General features: G+C 31.5%; 18 protein-coding genes and 1 pseudogene. 5 read left to right on the forward strand and 14 right to left on the reverse strand.

The features are described from left to right. Positions 1–20: 20 nt before the first annotated feature. The 4 genes from rhaD to Q6H37_RS27735 form a co-directional block, all read right to left on the reverse strand. Positions 21–842, reverse strand: a complete 822-nt coding sequence (gene rhaD / locus Q6H37_RS27720; protein WP_318738165.1) for a rhamnulose-1-phosphate aldolase — start codon at positions 840–842, stop codon at positions 21–23. An 8-nt stretch (positions 843–850) separates the two neighbouring features. Then, positions 851–2,107, reverse strand: coding sequence for an L-rhamnose isomerase (gene rhaA, locus Q6H37_RS27725; RefSeq protein WP_318738167.1), 1,257 nt, complete (start codon positions 2,105–2,107; stop codon positions 851–853). Next, positions 2,108–3,523 (reverse strand): rhamnulokinase, encoded by a 1,416-nt coding sequence (gene rhaB / locus Q6H37_RS27730; protein ID WP_318738169.1) that lies wholly within the window; start codon positions 3,521–3,523, stop codon positions 2,108–2,110. Positions 3,524–3,804: 281 nt separating this feature from the next. Next, a complete protein-coding gene (locus Q6H37_RS27735; protein WP_318738171.1) occupies positions 3,805–4,701 on the reverse strand; it encodes a LysR family transcriptional regulator in 897 nt (298 codons plus the stop codon). Between the two features lie 129 nt (positions 4,702–4,830). Between Q6H37_RS27735 and Q6H37_RS27740 the strand changes: the two genes are divergently transcribed. After that, positions 4,831–5,946, forward strand: coding sequence for an alkaline phosphatase family protein (locus Q6H37_RS27740; RefSeq protein WP_318738172.1), 1,116 nt, complete (start codon positions 4,831–4,833; stop codon positions 5,944–5,946). 74 nt (positions 5,947–6,020) lie between these two features. Continuing rightward, positions 6,021–6,968 carry an NAD(P)-dependent oxidoreductase gene (locus tag Q6H37_RS27745; RefSeq protein ID WP_318738173.1) on the forward strand — a complete coding sequence of 316 codons (948 nt, stop codon included), beginning with the start codon at positions 6,021–6,023 and terminating at the stop codon, positions 6,966–6,968. Between the two features lie 305 nt (positions 6,969–7,273). Here the strand turns inward: Q6H37_RS27745 and Q6H37_RS27750 are convergent, their stop codons facing one another. The 3 genes from Q6H37_RS27750 to rlmD form a co-directional block, all read right to left on the reverse strand. Continuing rightward, a complete protein-coding gene (locus Q6H37_RS27750) occupies positions 7,274–7,831 on the reverse strand; it encodes a nitroreductase (protein WP_318738174.1) in 558 nt (185 codons plus the stop codon). Positions 7,832–7,999: 168 nt separating this feature from the next. Next, on the reverse strand, positions 8,000–8,191 hold the full coding sequence (locus tag Q6H37_RS27755; RefSeq protein ID WP_318738176.1) for a YwbE family protein: 192 nt from the start codon (positions 8,189–8,191) through the stop codon (positions 8,000–8,002). Between the two features lie 17 nt (positions 8,192–8,208). After that, complete coding sequence (rlmD, locus tag Q6H37_RS27760; RefSeq protein ID WP_318738177.1) at positions 8,209–9,585, reverse strand: 23S rRNA (uracil(1939)-C(5))-methyltransferase RlmD; 1,377 nt, start codon at positions 9,583–9,585, stop codon at positions 8,209–8,211. A gap of 198 nt (positions 9,586–9,783) precedes the next feature. Between rlmD and Q6H37_RS27765 the strand changes: the two genes are divergently transcribed. Together Q6H37_RS27765 and Q6H37_RS27770 are read left to right on the forward strand one after the other, a co-directional pair. Beyond that, the gene (locus Q6H37_RS27765; protein ID WP_318738179.1) at positions 9,784–11,214 is read left to right on the forward strand and encodes a PLP-dependent aminotransferase family protein; all 1,431 of its coding nucleotides are present in this window, start codon (positions 9,784–9,786) and stop codon (positions 11,212–11,214) included. Between the two features lie 162 nt (positions 11,215–11,376). Continuing rightward, positions 11,377–11,994 carry a LysE/ArgO family amino acid transporter gene (locus Q6H37_RS27770; RefSeq protein WP_318738181.1) on the forward strand — a complete coding sequence of 206 codons (618 nt, stop codon included), beginning with the start codon at positions 11,377–11,379 and terminating at the stop codon, positions 11,992–11,994. Positions 11,995–12,022: 28 nt separating this feature from the next. Here Q6H37_RS27770 and Q6H37_RS27775 read toward each other — a convergent pair whose 3' ends face one another. From Q6H37_RS27775 to Q6H37_RS27805, 7 genes are all read right to left on the reverse strand, one after another. Further along, entirely contained in the window at positions 12,023–12,385 is a 363-nt protein-coding gene (locus Q6H37_RS27775) for a DUF1540 domain-containing protein (protein ID WP_318738183.1), read from the reverse strand. A gap of 210 nt (positions 12,386–12,595) precedes the next feature. Further along, positions 12,596–13,606, reverse strand: coding sequence for an aldo/keto reductase (locus tag Q6H37_RS27780; protein ID WP_318738185.1), 1,011 nt, complete (start codon positions 13,604–13,606; stop codon positions 12,596–12,598). A gap of 132 nt (positions 13,607–13,738) precedes the next feature. Beyond that, on the reverse strand, positions 13,739–14,206 hold the full coding sequence (locus Q6H37_RS27785; RefSeq protein ID WP_318738187.1) for a hypothetical protein: 468 nt from the start codon (positions 14,204–14,206) through the stop codon (positions 13,739–13,741). A 12-nt stretch (positions 14,207–14,218) separates the two neighbouring features. Further along, complete coding sequence (locus Q6H37_RS27790) at positions 14,219–14,395, reverse strand: DUF4176 domain-containing protein (protein WP_318738189.1); 177 nt, start codon at positions 14,393–14,395, stop codon at positions 14,219–14,221. Positions 14,396–14,440: 45 nt separating this feature from the next. Further along, positions 14,441–14,878: a hypothetical protein gene (locus tag Q6H37_RS27795; protein WP_318738191.1), complete on the reverse strand. Its 438-nt coding sequence runs from the start codon at positions 14,876–14,878 to the stop codon at positions 14,441–14,443. Between the two features lie 18 nt (positions 14,879–14,896). Then, the gene (locus Q6H37_RS27800; protein WP_318738193.1) at positions 14,897–15,397 is read right to left on the reverse strand and encodes a hypothetical protein; all 501 of its coding nucleotides are present in this window, start codon (positions 15,395–15,397) and stop codon (positions 14,897–14,899) included. Positions 15,398–15,403: 6 nt separating this feature from the next. Beyond that, positions 15,404–15,565, reverse strand: coding sequence for a hypothetical protein (locus Q6H37_RS27805; protein ID WP_318738195.1), 162 nt, complete (start codon positions 15,563–15,565; stop codon positions 15,404–15,406). A 364-nt stretch (positions 15,566–15,929) separates the two neighbouring features. Between Q6H37_RS27805 and Q6H37_RS27810 the strand changes: the two are divergent. After that, positions 15,930–17,169: pseudogene (locus Q6H37_RS27810) on the forward strand (IS110 family transposase). The last annotated feature ends 195 nt before the right edge of the window (positions 17,170–17,364 follow it).

Here is a 17,364-nt window from a genome sequence, read left to right on the forward strand (position 1 = left end):
ATCTCTCCTTATTAAATTAGTTATTCATATAAAAATTTCTCAGGTAAAGTGACATGAAATTCTTTTGCAAGATCTCTAAAATTCTCTGCAGTTATAGTCTGTCTTTTTCCACCCATTGACAATACTTTTACAAGGATTTCGGCTGATTTTTCCGCTGTATCCATAAGGCCGAAAGCAAGATCCATAGTTTCACCTGCAACAAAAGTTCCATGATGAGCCCATATTACTACATCAAATTCTTCCATCAACTTGCTAGTTTCTCTTGCAATTGCTGCTCCACCAGGAACCATCCATGGCACTACTCCAACTCCTGAAGGAAATACTACAGGACATTCTGTTGCCATTTCCCAAAGTTCCCTTGTAAACACCTTACTATCAAGTGGCAAAACAAAAGTAAGTGCAATCAAATTAGTAGTATGAGAATGATATATGACTTTGTTTTTTCCGCCTGTAGCTTCTTTCTTTACTGAATGGCTCATAAGATGAGAAGGAAATTCACTTGTAGGTTTTGCACCATTTAAAAGTCCCCAAACTATCTTGTAGTTTTCACCTTTATCATCTATCTTTGCTATACCTATATTAGCTTCAGGATCAAGTATTACATTTCTCATATATTTTCCGCTTCCAGTTACAAGAAAGTATTCATTAGCCAAATTAGGAACAGATACTCCTATTGGAACAAACTCAGAGTTTTCGCTAAGTTGATCCTTCACATCTTTTATTTCATCTTCTCCTATCCTATAACTCAAGTTTCCTCCATTTCGTTCATGCCATCCCTTAAGCCATGCATCATAAGTTATCTTTATATAATCCTTTACAAATTTTGCATTTTCAACTTTCATTCTTATCCCTACTTTCTCTTTGATAATTCCTCTTTTTCATACTTTTTAACTTCATCCAACCATGATTCTTTAACAGGTACGTTATTTATCTCACAATAGTAATCCCATATAGCACCTATTGGATATGTCTTGAATTCTTCCATTAAGGCAAGTCTGTCAGTATAATTTCCTTCATCTTGAAGTTCCTTTAATTTTTTATTTGGAAGAAGCATTGCATTTAAAAGTGCTTTTATCATATTTCTTGTTCCCATAATCCATGCAGCTACTCTGTTTATGCTTGCATCAAAGAAATCAAGACCTATTATTACTTTATCAAGAGCATCATTTCTTACTATTTCCTTTGCAAGTTCTTTAAGCTCATCATTCAAAACTATAACGTGGTCACTGTCCCAACGAACTGGTCTACTTACATGAAGAGCAATTTTATCAGAGAATAAAAGCATTGATGAAATTTTATCTGAAACTACTTCTGTTGGATGATAATGCCCTGTATCCATTAAGCACAATACATCATTTTTAGCTGCAAAGTTCATATAAAATTCACTTGAACCAACTGTATAAGATTCAGCTCCTATTCCAAAAACCTTTGATTCTACAGAATCAAGATTGTATTTTTTATCTATTTTTTCCTTGAATATTTGTTCTAAAGAATCTTTAAGACGCTGTCTTGGACCAAGTCTGTCACTTGGAATATCTTTATATCCATCTGGTATCCATAGATTTGTTAAGCAAGGTTGTCCAAGTTCTTTTCCAAGGTATTCTCCAATTTTTCTTGAAGCAATACAGTGTCTTATCCAAAAATCACGAATTTCTTTGTTTGGATGAGAAAGTGTAAGACCATCGTCTGCTTTTTCATGAGAAAATATTGTAGGATTAAAATCAAGTCCCAATCCATTTTTCTTGGCCCATGAAACCCAGTTTCCAAAATGCTCAGGTTTTATCTCATCTCGATCTACAAACTTTCCATCAGTTTCAGCATATATTGCATGAAGATTGACTTTATGTTTTCCAGGAATAAGACTAAGAGCCTTATCAAGGTCTTTTCTAAGTTCTTCTGCATTTCTTGCTTTACCTGGGTAATTTCCAGTAGCTGCAATTCCTCCTGACAATTCTTTTTGGTTTACTTCAAATCCTGCAATATCATCGCCTTGCCAACAGTGTATTGATATTTTTACTTTTTTAAGATCTTCTAAAGCTTTGTCAACATCTATTCCCCATTTCTCATATTCCTTTTTTGCCAATTCATATTTTTCCTTAATACTCATTTAATTTACCTCCAATTGTTTATTGAATTTTTTTATATCAAAAGATTTTTTTATTAATTCTCTTACTTCACTTAAATTTTTACATGTCCCAAGACTTAATATCTGTGCTGAAATATTTCCTATTGCAGTTGCTTCTGATGGTCCCGCAAAAACTTCTTTTCCAGTTACCTCTGCAACTAATTCATTTAACAGATCATTTTTACAACCTCCACCAAAAATATTTATTCTTTTAAATTTTTTTTCAAATATTTCCTCTAGAGATTCTACTGAAGCTTTATAACTGTAAGCCAAACTATTGAAAACACAAAATGCAATTTCACCTATATCCTCTGGAATATCTTGATTTGTCTCAGAACAATAATTCTTTATTTCCTGGATCATATTTTTAGGTTTCAGAAATCTATCCTCATCTACATTGATTATTGATTTAAAATTTCTATATTTTCTAGCTATCTCTGCTATTTCTGCAAAACTGTATTTATTATCAATATTTCGCCTAACTTCTTGAATAATCCAAAGACCCATTATATTCTTCAAGAATCTATATCTATAATCGATTCCACCTTCATTTGTAAAATTATAATCCATAGCTTGGGGAACACATATAGGGAAATGGTTTTCAACACCGATGAGTGACCATGTTCCAGAGCTTAAAAATATACTGTCATCATCATTACATACTGAAGCTATAAAAGCTGATCCTGTATCATGTGATGCTGCCAATATAACTTCTGAATCAAAGCCAAACTCTTCAACAAATTCTTTTCTTAGCCCTCCCAATTTTGTTTTAGGAAGCCTTATTTCAGGAAACATATTTTTATTTATTCCAAAGGTATCCAAAATACTGTAATCCCAAGTTTTATCAAAAGAACTCAAAAGCTGAGTTGTAGAGGCATTAGTATACTCTGCCGTTTTTTTGCCTGTAAGTAAAAAATTTAAATAATCAGGAATCATCAAAAAGGTCTTTGCTCTCTTAAGATAATCACTATGTTTTTCCTTTATAGAAAGCAATTGATACAATGTATTAAATCTCTGAAATTGAATTCCAGTATATAAATAGAGCATATCTTTTGGTATTTTTTCAAAAGCTTTTTCCATAAAGCCTTCAGTCCTGTCATCCCTGTATGATACTGCATTTCCTATTAAGTTATCCTTTTCATCCAACAGCACAAAATCAACACCCCAAGTATCTATTCCTATAGTCTTTGGAATTTTACCAATAGTTCTGCATTTTTTTATTCCATTTTTAACTTCACTGAACAATCTCTCAACGTCCCAGCAATATTCACCATTTATTTTTTTTATTCCGTTTTCAAACCTATATATTTCTTCAATTTTTAATTTTCCATTTTCTATATGAGATAAAATGTGTCTTCCACTGGAGGCACCAATATCTATACCCAAATAATATTCCATAACTTATAACTCCTTATTGAAAATACATAATAAATTTCACTCTCTGAATTCAATTATATCTTCAATTAATCGTTATCACAGTATCATAAAAAGGTTTACTCATTATCAAAATCCGTTCAATATTTATCTTTTATGCGAGTTTAAAAAAGCATAAAAAGAGGTACACCACCGCGGGTATACTTACCTTTTATGCTTTTCTTTATACATAAATAAAAATGACGAGGATAAAAAAATGAATGCAAGTGCAGCAATTCAATATATAGCTAATAATAGCCAGAGTGCTATCGTGCCCTTTTGGGAATCTCCTCTTTTATCGTGCTGCACAACGTTATAAAACTATTTATATATTCTGTTAAGTTTTTATTTTTATGGTAAGAAACATAGAACTTCCTTATGAAATTAGATTCTTTTAAATTTATTTTTGAGATTTTTCCGTTTTTCAGCTCATCTTGTATTACGTATTGAGATAAAAGCGCTATTCCTTTATTATGCTTTACAGCTTCTTTTATAGAATCAATACTTTTGCAAACCCATGTAACATTAGGAGTAATATGTGATTCATCAAAAATATCTTGAATCATTTTTTGAGTTCTACTTCCATGTTCACGGGCTATTATTGGTTCTGAACACAATTGCTTAATTCTAACTGTTTGTCCAGCAAGAGGATTTTCAGGATGACAAACAAGCATTAGTTTATCATCTAAAAAATCAATATATGTTAACTCACAGCAAGGAGAATCCATTTGAATAATAGCTATATCCAAATCATATGATAATATCTTTTGTTCTATGTAGGAGCTATTTCCAATTTCAACTTGAACATTGACAGAAGGATAAAGGTTCTGGAATTTCTCTAATATTGGATAAATCAGTTTATAACCAATTGTGGTAGAAGCCCCAATACGTATAAGTCCTTGATAAGACAGATTTTTCATTTTTAAGTTCATTTGCTCTAAATCATATAATAATTGTTTTGCATGGAAAAGTAATTCCTTTCCATGGTAAGTCAAATATAGTTTTTTCGATAATCGCTCAAATAACTTTGTATCATATTCATTCTCTAGCTCTGATATTGCCTGACTAATGGATGATGGTGATATATATAATTTTTGCGCGGCTTTACTCATACTCATTTGAGTACAAACTTCTACAAATATCTCTAAATTACGAATTGTCAATTTAAATCCCTCATTCCGTATAGTTAAGTATTTACTAATGATTATATAATATTATTCATGTTTTACAAAGTGTTATGTTGATGATAACCTAAATACGAATAAATGTCTTGATTAAAGGAGATGTAAATCATGGAAAAAATAATGATTCTTGTCATTGATGGGTGCTCTCCAGAATATTTTACTTTGGAAAATGCCCCCAACATTTATGCTTTATGTGAGCAAAGAGGATTTGTTAAAAATATTTATGGCTCAGTTCCTACAGTAACCAACGTTAACCATGCCTCTATTCTGTCAGGACTTTGGCCAAATGAGACACAAATGGTAGGCAATTTCTTTTATGATCATGCAACAGGAAAATCTGGATTTGTACAGGAAAAAGGATTTATGAAAGCTCCTACAATATTGCAGCACTTCAAAAGTATTGGTGGTAAAACAGCTCTATTGACAGTAAAAGGGAAAATTCTTGAGGTATATGGAGAAAATGTTGATTTAGGTATAAGTGCTGAAAAGCCTAACCTTACCCTTTTAGAGCAGCTAGGCATTTCTATGCCGCCAAAAATGCAAAGTGTAGAAAGCAGCAAATGGGTTTTAGATGCAGCCTATACATGCATACAAAAAGAATCTCCTGAAATAGTGTATTGCACTACTAACGATTATATAATGCATCATTATGAACCTAACTCTGAACAGGCTAAGAAGCAACTAAACGACATTGATGACTGTATCAAAAAAATACACAGATTGGAACCCAATCGCCAGATTTATATTACTGCTGATCATGGAATGAATAAAAAAACTACTCTTGTAAATTTTCAAAACTTGTCTGAACAAGCAGGGTTTCATGTTGTTTGCGTGCCTCCCATTAAAGATAGATATATTGAAAACCATGAGTATCAGGAAGGCGGAACACTTTATGTATATCTGAAAAATGCAGATGAAATGGAAACGTATCTTCAATTTGTGTCTGCTCAAATATCAGTTGACAAAATTTTAAACAAGGAAGAAGCTGCTGAACTTTATCATTTGCCAATAAATAGTATAGGAGACTACGTTATTTTTGCCTCTCAAGATTATGCGTTTGCCGAAATTAAAGGTATTTATTTAAATACGAAAAACGTACGAACTCATGGCTCCCTTTATGAAAGGGAAATACCTTTAGCAGCAATTAATCCTGCTGCGTCAAAAGAAAAGTATCAATTCAGTAAAGATATAACTTCAATTCTTTTGCAATTGTTATCTAGGTAGTAGTATAGTGAAAATAGCAATTATCAAATGGATGAATTTTATAAATATAGATTGTCATGAAAGGTGGTTTAGCAATGAAGATTCTCATAGTCGGATATTTTACCGAGACCTCAAAATCAAATATTGTAAAGCATTTTCCAAAAGACTGGAACATTGTAATTGTCCCTCCAGGAAAAGAAATGCTGCATCATATTGAAGATTGTCAGGTAATCATACCTGAACATATTAAAGTGGACAGCAGCCTGCTTTCTATAGCAAAAAAATTAAAATTGGTACAGACGGGTGCAGGATTTGATAATGTAGATATCGATGCCTGCACGCAGTTCGGAATTTGGGTGGCCAATGCTGCAGGAGTGAATGCACAGGCAGTGGCTGAGCACGTAATGGCACTGATATTGTCTTATTATAAAAACATACCGTTTCTTGATTCTTTTATGAAAAACAAGATGGATGAAAATCAATTGGACTATACAGGGAGTGAATTAAAAGGCAAAACCATTGGAATTATCGGCTTGGGCTCCGTCGGTAAAAAAGTAGCTGAGTTTTGCAGGGTTTTTGATATAAATGTGCTGGCTTATGCTAGAAATGCCGTTGTACAGTCTGACAGTTTTGTGAAAATGACGGATTTCGATACCCTTGTAAACGCATCGGACATAGTAAGTGTACATGTGTCCTTAAATCAGCAGACCAAACAGCTGATCAACAAAGCAGTATTCAAGAAAATGAAAAATACCGCACTTTTTATCAATACAGCCCGAGGCGGGATTGTCAATGAAAGAGACTTGATAGATGCATTAAAAAACAGGGACATTTCAGGCGCGTGCCTGGATGTGTTTGAATCTGAACCGCTTCCAATTGATAGTGAGCTCCGGAATCTTAGCAATGTTATACTTACTCCACATACGGCAGGCATGCCTGACGGCCTCAAATTCCACAAAAAAAGGTATGATTTCTTTGTGAATAATATAAAACGCGTAGAGAATGGTGAAAAACCTGAAAACAATCTCAATCAGTTATTATAGTTTTAATATAATAGAAATAAGCGCCCTTTATTCTATTTTGTATCTGAGTGTCATATACTGAAAAGTAGTTTGAATGAAAACTTTCAACCAGTATGTTCTATGGGTTATACATTAACTTATTGGGGCAAAGATGGAAATTATTTAAAATTTACAATAAGTACATTTTATATTTGTAATGTGACGCAAAAACACCACATAATTCAACTTTGAATAATGAAGTGTTTTTGCATATAGTTCGTTTTTTAGTTGTTGTGTTAAATAAGAAGATTACGAAGAATGCCAAGAAAATAAAAAATTGTAATAATTTACTTGTGGAATATTATAGGTAACTTTCTTTTTGGTGGTGTAAGCTTAGTTTTCATATAGCCCATACTCATAGGGCAAACTAACTCATATTTCTCTGGTATTCCGTACTTTTCTTTAAATTCTTTTGTATTTAAAGTATGTTCTGCAAATCCAATCCAGCAAGTTCCAATACCCATGCTGTGAGCAGCTAACATTATATTTTCAGCAGCAAGACTGCAATCATAAACATACCAATGAGATTCTGTATTTCCATAAACGATTAATAAAGTATTTGCATGATTAAAAATACTATATTGAGGATTTTTTAGCCAGTTTTCATATTGATTTAGATAAGGATACTTTTCAAGGTTGTCTAGTAAATACTTTTTTGTCATTTCAGATAAAGAATCTATTTCATTCTTATCTCTAATAATTACAAATCCCCAAGGTTCCATTCCTGAACCTGTTGACGCCTTTGTGCCAAGTTCAATGAGATTTGTCAACGTTTCCTCTGATATAACTTCATCAGTATACGCTCTAATGCTTCTTTTACTATTAATACATTCTAAAATATCCATTTTTATTTCTCCTTTCAGTATATGTTAAATTCTTTTAAACTCAGTCAAGTTCTTAAATGAATTTCATTATATATGAAAATTTTATTTGTAATCAAATTCAGTAATATTTCTTTCTAAATACTTGTTATGTTTATTTAAAAAATTACATACCATTTATTATACCAAAATTCACCTTACTTTTTTAACTCTTCCTACAATTCCACCCTCAAGCATAACTTTGATACCACGAGGATGAACCGCTGAGTTTGTAAGGATTCTTTGTACTACACCCTCAGTTAACTTTCCTGAACGCTGATCTTGTTTTTGTACAACTAATACTTTCGTTCCTATTTTTATATCTTTTCGTATCGTTCCATCCATAGTATTACCATTCTTTCTTATTTTCTATATAATTTAACCACAGTTTCCACATGACTCGTTTGTGGAAACATATCTACAGGTTGAACATCAACAGTTTTATATCCTAATTCATCTAATATATTCAAGTCTCTAGCTAAAGTTCCTGGATCACAAGAAACATATACTATTCTTTCAGGTGCCATTTCTGCCATAGCCTCTAAAAGTTTTTTTTCACAGCCTTTTCTTGGTGGATCTACAACCACTACATCTGCCTTTACTCCGCTTTTTATTAATTCAGGTATGACTTTTTCGGATTCTCCTACTATAAATTCAGCATTATTAATATTGTTTTGCTTTGCATTTATCTTGGCATTTTCTATAGCTTGTGGAACTATTTCAATTCCGTATACCTTTTTGGCTCTTTGAGATAAAAATAAAGATATAGTACCTGTACCGCAGTATGCGTCAAACACAGTTTCATTTCCGGTTAATGAAGCATATTGTAATGCCTTATTATATAAAATTTCTGTCTGTACTGGATTTACTTGAAAGAAGGATAATGGAGATATATTAAATTTAAAATCACCTATATAATCGCTTATATTATCTTTTCCCCACAAAGTTATACATTCTATTCCTAAAATTACATTAGTTTTTTTGCTATTTACATTTTGTATAATACTAACAATATTCTCCTTACTTTCTAGCAGCATTTCTACAAGCTCTTCTTTATGAGTCAATTCATTACTTCTAGTAACAACAACAACCATAACCTCATTTGTTTTAAATGCCTTCCTAACCATTATGTGTCTTATGGTCCCAGTATGTAATTGCTCATTATAAGGCTTTATATTATATTTTTTCATCCAACTTTTTATCAATTTTAATACCTCATCTGCTGCTTCATGTTGTATATTGCAAGTATCCATATTTATTATTTCATGAGTTCTCTGAGCATAAAATCCTATATTAACTTCTCCACTTTTTTCTCCTACAGGCAGCTGAACTTTATTTCTATATCTATAAGGATCATTCATGCCAATAGTATCATGTAAAATCAATTCTGATATTTTTAGTTTTCCTATTCTTTCTATACAATCTTTAACTCTCTGCTTTTTAAAATCTAGTTGAGCCTGATAAGAGTAATGTTGAAGCTGACATCCTCCACATCTTTTATATATACTACAAACTGGCTCAGTTCTGTGTTCAGAAGCTTCTATAACCTCTACAAGTTTTGCAAAAGCAAAATTCTTGTTTACTTTAACTATTTTTACTTTAACCCTCTCATTCAATAAAGCACCAGGCACAAAGACTGTAAAATCATTTATTTTACCTACTCCCTCGCCTTCATACCCCATTCCTGTTATATTCATATCATATTCTTCATTTTTATTTATAGAAATGTTTTTATTCATTCTTTCACCTACCATATTAAATCTTCTTTCACTATTCTACAGTTTAGTATTAAATTTGTCTATTAAGTTTTTTATTTTGTTTTTATTGACATTAACTATTAAAATATAATTTAAAGGATATTTTATTTTTATATGGAATTGGCTGAAACCTATTGATAAGCAAAAACTTTATATATTATACAGGAGGTGTATTAATTTTTGATAAACATTAACTGGAAACCTCAAAAAAACAACTCTAAACCTTTATACAAACAAATTGTAGATTATATAATAAACGAAATATCCACTGGCAATTGGGTTGTAGGTACTAAACTTCCCTCACAAAGGCAATTAGCTGAAGACTTCAAGGTAAATAGAAGTACTATAGTAGAAGCCTTTGATGAATTAAAAAGCAAGGGTTTTATTGAAGGGAACGGCGGCGGTGGTACTAGAATAGTAAATAGCACCTGGTCCCTTCTTTCATCAAAATCTAAGTTGAACTGGCAAAATTATATTGAAGGAAGTATACACAAACCTAATCTTCATACTATTCAAATGGTTAATAAGCTAGAATATAAAAAAGATATTATACGATTAGGCACTGGTGAGCCTGGACCTCAATTGTTTCCTAAAAATATGATGGATAAAATATTAAATAAATGCTCAAATAAAATTATGTCCTTAGGCTATCTTGAAGGTAAAGGTCTTTTGGAATTAAGAACTGTTTTAAGTGAATATCTTAAAATTTATGGGATAAATGTTAAACCCTCTTCCATTCTTATTGTTTCTGGAGCACTTCAAGCCTTACAATTAATAGCTTTATCAATTTTGCCTTTAGGTTCTAAAATTTTAATGGAAAAACCATCCTATTTAAAATCCCTGCATATATTTCAATCAATGGGTATGAATATGATTGGAACAAAAATGGATAGCAGAGGCATTATTCCTGCTGAAATACTAAAAGAAATTAATAATAAGGTCAATACTTTATTATATACAATTCCTACTTTTCACAATCCTACAGGAATTGTAATGACTAAAAATAGGCGCATGGAAATATTAGATTTATGCCAAAAACATAGAATTCCTATTATTGAAGATGATGTATACAGAGAATTATGGTTAGATGAAATACCTCCTCTACCATTAAAATCCTGGGACAAAAACGGAAATGTGCTTTACCTTGGAAGCGTGTCAAAATCCCTTGCACCAGGTTTTAGAATTGGATGGCTTATTGGTCCTGAACCAGTAGTTGAAAGGTTAGCCGATATAAAAATGCAAACAGACTACGGTTCTAGTTCCTTATCTCAACTAATATTAGCAGAATGGATAAGGAGTGGACTTTATAGTGAACATCTTAATAATGTAAAGTTTAAATTAAAAATTCAAAGAGATAATGCCTTAAAAACTTTAAATGAAAATTTTGCCGATATAGCTACTTGGAATATTCCTAAAGGAGGTTTCTATATATGGTTAAAATTAAATTCACCTATAGCAATGAATAGGTTATTCTCCGAAGCAGTAAAAGAAAATATACTTATTAATCCAGGAAATATATACGATTCTCTTAATAATCAAAATTTAAGAATATCTTATTCTTATGCTTCCTTAGAAGAAATGAAAATAGGTTTAAAAAACTATCACATATAGTTAGAAGTTTCATGAAAATATAAATAAAAATCTGCTGTATTCTATATATACACCACTTGCTTTTCTTTGGTTGGTAAAACTTTTATGCTTTTGGTTGGAGATATTATCCTTAACTAACACTATAATTTACATTAGAAATCTTAATTCAGGAGGATAATATCTATGATAAAATATTTAATTCAAGGATTTATTTTAGGTCTTAGCTATGTTGCACCCATTGGAATGCAAAATCTATATGTAATAAACTCATCTATATCTATGAATAAAAAAAGAGCTTATGAAGTGGCCTTTATAACTATATTTTTTGATATAAGTTTATCTCTTTCAAGTTTTTTTGGCATAGGCTTGCTTATAAACAAATTTAATTTTCTCAAATTAACAATATTACTACTAGGAAGCATTATTGTTTCATACATTGGAATATGCCTTATAAAATCTAAGCCCAGTTTATCAACCCAAGCCTCTACAGATACAAATATACCAATATCAAAAGTAGCTCTTGCATGCTTTACTGTAACTTGGCTTAACCCTCAAGCTATATTAGATGGTACACTGTTATTAGGGGGTTTTAGAGCATCCCTCCCACTAAATACCTACAACTTTTTTATTGGTGGAGTATGTACTGCTTCTTTAGTATGGTTCACTTCTTTGGCTGCATTTTTTTCTATATTTAAAAATATTTTTAATGAAAAAATTCTAAAAAAAATAAACATACTTTGTGGATGTGTAGTTATGTTTTATGGAATTAAATTATTATATTCCTTTTTAAAAGCTATATAATTAAAATAAGCGGATAAGCCCGCTTATTCTAATGTTCTTTAAAAGTTTCACATTCAGTTTCCCTAGTAGTTCTTGCTTCAGGACCATATACTTGAACATTACTTGCTGTACATAATTCATTTACATTATAAATACAGTTTTCAGCTTCACACTTTATTTCTGGACTCATTTCTATGGACTCCGTACTAAATAACTGTTTAAACTGTCCAACCAAATTCATATTTGTAAAATTAGACATAGCATTTATAACACCTTTTGGCGAAAAAGTTTCGCATCCAGTTTCTCTACTGCTGTGGGATTCATCTCCTGTTATATGTATATTATTAGCAGAACAAAGACCATTTATATTATTTACACACTTTTCTGCATTACAGCTTAATTTTCCACTCATTAAATATCCCTCCAAATTATTAATAAATTTATTATATGTTTTGTTAATTGAAGGAATTTTATACCTAAAAAAAGTGCACCTTTTAAACAAAGGTGCTAGGAATAGAATCAGTTACCTCTTATTTCTCTATCATGTTATTTTAACCATAAATCATTTTATTATACATAATTTCATGTAAATTTTCAAGAAAAATTTTTATGAAAATTTATTTTATTTTTCAAAAGTTCTCTTAACATCCTTTAACATCCTCATTATTGGTAAATTATATGGACATCTAGATTCACACTTTCCACATTCTATACAATCTTTTGCAGTAACATTTAAAGCCTCATATCTATCTTCTGCCCATTTTTTTAAGTTGTATCTTTCTTTATAACCTTGTAACAAAAATATTCCTGGTATATCTATTCCCTTTGTACATGGTGCACAATATCCGCATCGTCTACAAAATTCAGTACCTAACTCATCTGATATTTTCTTAATTTCTAGTTTTTCATCTTCTGTTAACTTGATATCATTTGAAGCAACCGCAGCATTTTCTTCTACCTCTTCTATTTTTCCCATTCCTGGTATAGCACAGGTTACATTTTCATTTTGTAATATATATTTCAATGCTAATGTTCCATTATTTATAGCCCCACCTGCCATTGGCTTCATAGCTATTATTCCTATGTTTAATTCTTTTGCTCTTTTAAAAAGCTTTTCTGCTTGATCCTCTACTATATTATATGGATACATTATTGTTTCAAACTTTCCACTTTCAATGGCAAGTTCTAAAATTTCAAGACTATGAGAAGTTATTCCTATGTGCTTTATTTTCCCTTCTTGTTTAAATTTTAATAAAGCTTCATACGCTCCATCTTCACTTAGAACTTTATTATAGTCTTCCATAGTTTTTACATTATGTAATTGATAAAGATCTATGTAATCAGTTTTTAAATTGCTTAAACTTTTATTTACATCATTAGTCATAGATTGCTTGTCTCTAGACATAGATTTAGTAGCAATAATCCATTTATCTCTTCTTCCCAATAATGCTTCACCTATGTACTCTTCAGATACAGAATAACCTCTAGCTGTATCTATAAAGTTTATTCCTTTTTCTTCTGCAGCTATTATAACCTCCTTAGCACTTTCATTATCTATTCTCTGTACAGGAATTCCTCCAAAACCTATTACTGAAACTTTTAATCCTGAATTAACTAAATTTCTATAATTCATACCCTTTTCTCCTTACCAATTTAATAATTTACTTAATGGGAATTTTACTATTACATTCAATGAATGTCAATAAAGACGAATTTAAAATTCAACTCATAATGCCATCAACTTTAGTTGTGAGAGTTTCAGGGTTTACTTCAAATTAACATTATCTATATCTATATCATATATCATTTTAGTGTATGGTAAATATGATATTTGAATTTTATCATTTATTTTAGGATAGTATTTACCATAATATGAATATATTGTGCCGTTTATGGTTATATCCATATGGTCTATTATAGCTCTACTTCTTCCATATTTAGCTTCTTCTTTTTCAACTATTCCATCTGTAACAGAATAATTACCAGTTACTACTCTTGGAATGTCAGCTAAATATGGAATACATTTTACAGTGCAAAAAATAAGTAATGCCAAAAAAAATACTGAAGATACATATTTATTTACTTTATATTTTGGTTTATGCTTATTTATATCGTATTTTTTATATTCAATATGACAAAGCTTACAATACATTACATATATTAAACTATATATAATTATAAATGGTAAGCTTGAGAAAAATATTAAACCACATATATAATTATAATAAAACATTGAGACCTCCTTTCAATAGCAAAACAAATAATTATACTTTAAGTCAATATTTCCTTCTGGATAAATGCATGCTACATAATCCCATTCCTTCTTTGTTCCACTATCTATTTGTTTTCTTCCATATATCATTAATTTCTTCTGTCCACCTTTTAATAGCACTATTGATCCTATTGGTAAATACTTTTCCATCAACCCATTCTCCTTCTATATATATTTTTTATAATTCATCCTCATTTACTTAAAAACTATTGCAACAATAATACCTACTATCATTAATCCTATAGCCAGAGAAATCTTTACAAAAAATTGCTTGCTCTTCCTTATTGATTCTACATCACCTGATTTAACAGCAGTCCTATATGTCATAATAGGAAGTGCAAGAAAAAGAATTGCTGCTATTATAAGTAGAAAATTATCATCAATATTTTTTAAATCTAAATAATTACCTAGCATAGCCACAACACCCATTAGTAAAAGAATGAACATTGGTCCTGCTGAATTGCCAAGTTTTTTAGTACAAATGCCCTGTATAAAAACTAATAAAATAATTGTAACAAATACCCCAATCATTATCAATTTTGCATAAGGGGATGAATGACTCATTATGTAAAACATCAAAATAGACATAAAACCTGCTATGCTTCCTATATTCTTTTTATTTTTCGAATCCATGTCTACTAATCTCCTCATCTATTTTAATCCAAACCAACCTTTTACTGTACTTGCTGCATATGATGCTACACCACAAGCTACAGCTGCAACTGCCACACCAGCTACTGCGACTCCTACTCCTGCTGCAATTTCTGGAGCAAGAAATACACCAGCAACAGCAGTAACACCAGCAGCAATAGTGCCAGTAACTCCAGCTAATGCTGTTGATGCAACTCCAAAACCTTTAGCAAGTTTTAGCCAATTTGGAGGTTCAAATTTTACCCCCTTTGGAAGTTCATCTCCAATTTTAAGGTCTCCAAATTTTTTCTTAACACTTCTCATTAAATTCCGCCTATAAGTACGATCATAACCAAATTGCTTTAATTTTTCGCTCAGTTGATTATAAGCCATTCCATCGATCTTTTGACTTATACGCTTATCTATTCCTCCTAATACACCACTTGTCCATGGTGATGTTGCTACATCATCAAATGTAATTGGTTTATTACCTTCTAATACTTTTTGTAAATATGCTAACATCTCTTTTTACTCATTAGTTAAGCCACTAGGATTCTTTAACAGTAGTTGAGATACTTTATCCTTATCTACTTGTCCACCTTCTGAAATAACAGAAACTCCTCTAAGTTTAGATATCCCATCAGTTATTCCAGATATCTTCCCAAATGCTGAACATATATTGCTTTCCATTGTTTTAACACCACTGCAATACTGATTAAAGGAGTCATTAAATCATTATTTTATAGAAAGTATAGGCATTTTTAAACCTTCATTATTTAATTTTCAACGAGTCATGACTTACTTCACAGCCGCCAATGAAAATAGAAACACCCTACAATTCAAATGTTTGCAATGTACACATGTGGACATAATTTCATATTGGCAGGACTAAGTCTGAATGTTCTTTGGAGGATTTGCACCCCGTTTTTCAACGTAGACGCATTGCCCATGAGCACAGCAGATTGTCGCACCACTAAACAGTGGATAGCACGTGTAGCAAAGTTCCTATTATCTCGGGCAATTCTCCTGCCAATTTTTTATAGGAGATGTTAACTTGAATGATCTATTAGAACGCTGTTGTGGACTGGATGTCCATAAAGATATTATCGTAGCCTGTATCCTAAATGGTCCTATTGGTAAACCAGCAGTTAGTGAGATTCGTGAATTTAGTACATTAATTCCTGGAATGCAGGAACTCAAATCATGGATAGTCTCCGAAAACTGTCACTTTGTAGCAATGGAAAGTACAGGTATCTATTGGAAGCCAATTTATGAAACACTTGAAGATTCATTTGATGGCGACATTTCATTGCTAGTTGTCAATGCAAGACACATGAAGAATGTACCTGGCAAGAAAACCGACCTGAAAGATGCCGAATGGATTGCCACCTTGCTTCGTGCTGGATTACTTAACGGTAGTTTTATTCCAGATAAAGAAATTCGAGATTTTCGTGATCTCACTCGTTATCGTAAAAGTGTGATTCGTGATATTACTTCTCAAAAGAATAGAATTGAGAAGTTTTTACAAAGTTCAGGTTTTCGACTTTCAACATTTATCTCTGATATATTTGGTGCATCTGGACGAAACATTATAAACTACCTTATTAATCATGGGCAAATTAGTAAACCACAACTTAATGAATGTCTAAAGACAAAAACACGCAAAAGAATAGATGAAATTCTTATTGCAGTAAATGGGAACCTATCTATACACCAAAGAAGCTTCTTAAAAATGCTAGTATCCCACTTAGATGTTTTAAATTCTCATCTGAAAGAAGTTGAAACATCAATCACTGCAGAGATAAATCAATTTTCCTCTGCAATAGCAACTTTATCTAGCATTCCAGGTATTGCTGAAACCGCAGCAGCTTCTGTTATTGCTGAAATTGGAATAGACATGAGTCGCTTTAAAACAGCTGAACATATTTGTTCTTGGGCAGGGCTTAGTCCTGGTAATAATGAAAGTGCAGGTAAAAAAAAAGACTTCAGTAACAAAAGGTAATCCTTATATAAAAAGTATGCTCTGCGAAGTTGCATGGGTTATTGCTGGTAAAAGAAATACTTATCTTTCATCTTGGTATTGGCGGTTAAAACAAAACAAAGGTGCTAAAAAATCCACTATTGCTTTAGCCAGAAAGCTGCTTGTAATTATCTATACGATGTTAAAGTCAGGTACACTTTACGATGATTCTAATTTTGATCAGCGCCGCAAAAACTGTGAACAAAAACGTATTTCTCGCTATATTTTTGAACTTGAAAAATTAGGCTTCCAAATTGAAGCTCCAACTGAATAGTTATCAACCACATCCTCTATTCATCTCTTTTTTTGACAGGCTTTTCCTGCCTTAGCTTTGCTATGCTCATTTTTAAACCGTATACTATTAAATTGTCAAGGTACAGATGCTAGTACTTACTTTATTTTCGTAGCAAAGACCATCATTCATGTTTCTAATTTTAAAAATCACATTGCATTTTTTTCACTACTATAA

It is taken from the genome of Clostridium sp. JS66, assembly GCF_033561535.1.
GTDB lineage: Bacteria > Bacillota > Clostridia > Clostridiales > Clostridiaceae > Clostridium_AM > Clostridium_AM carboxidivorans.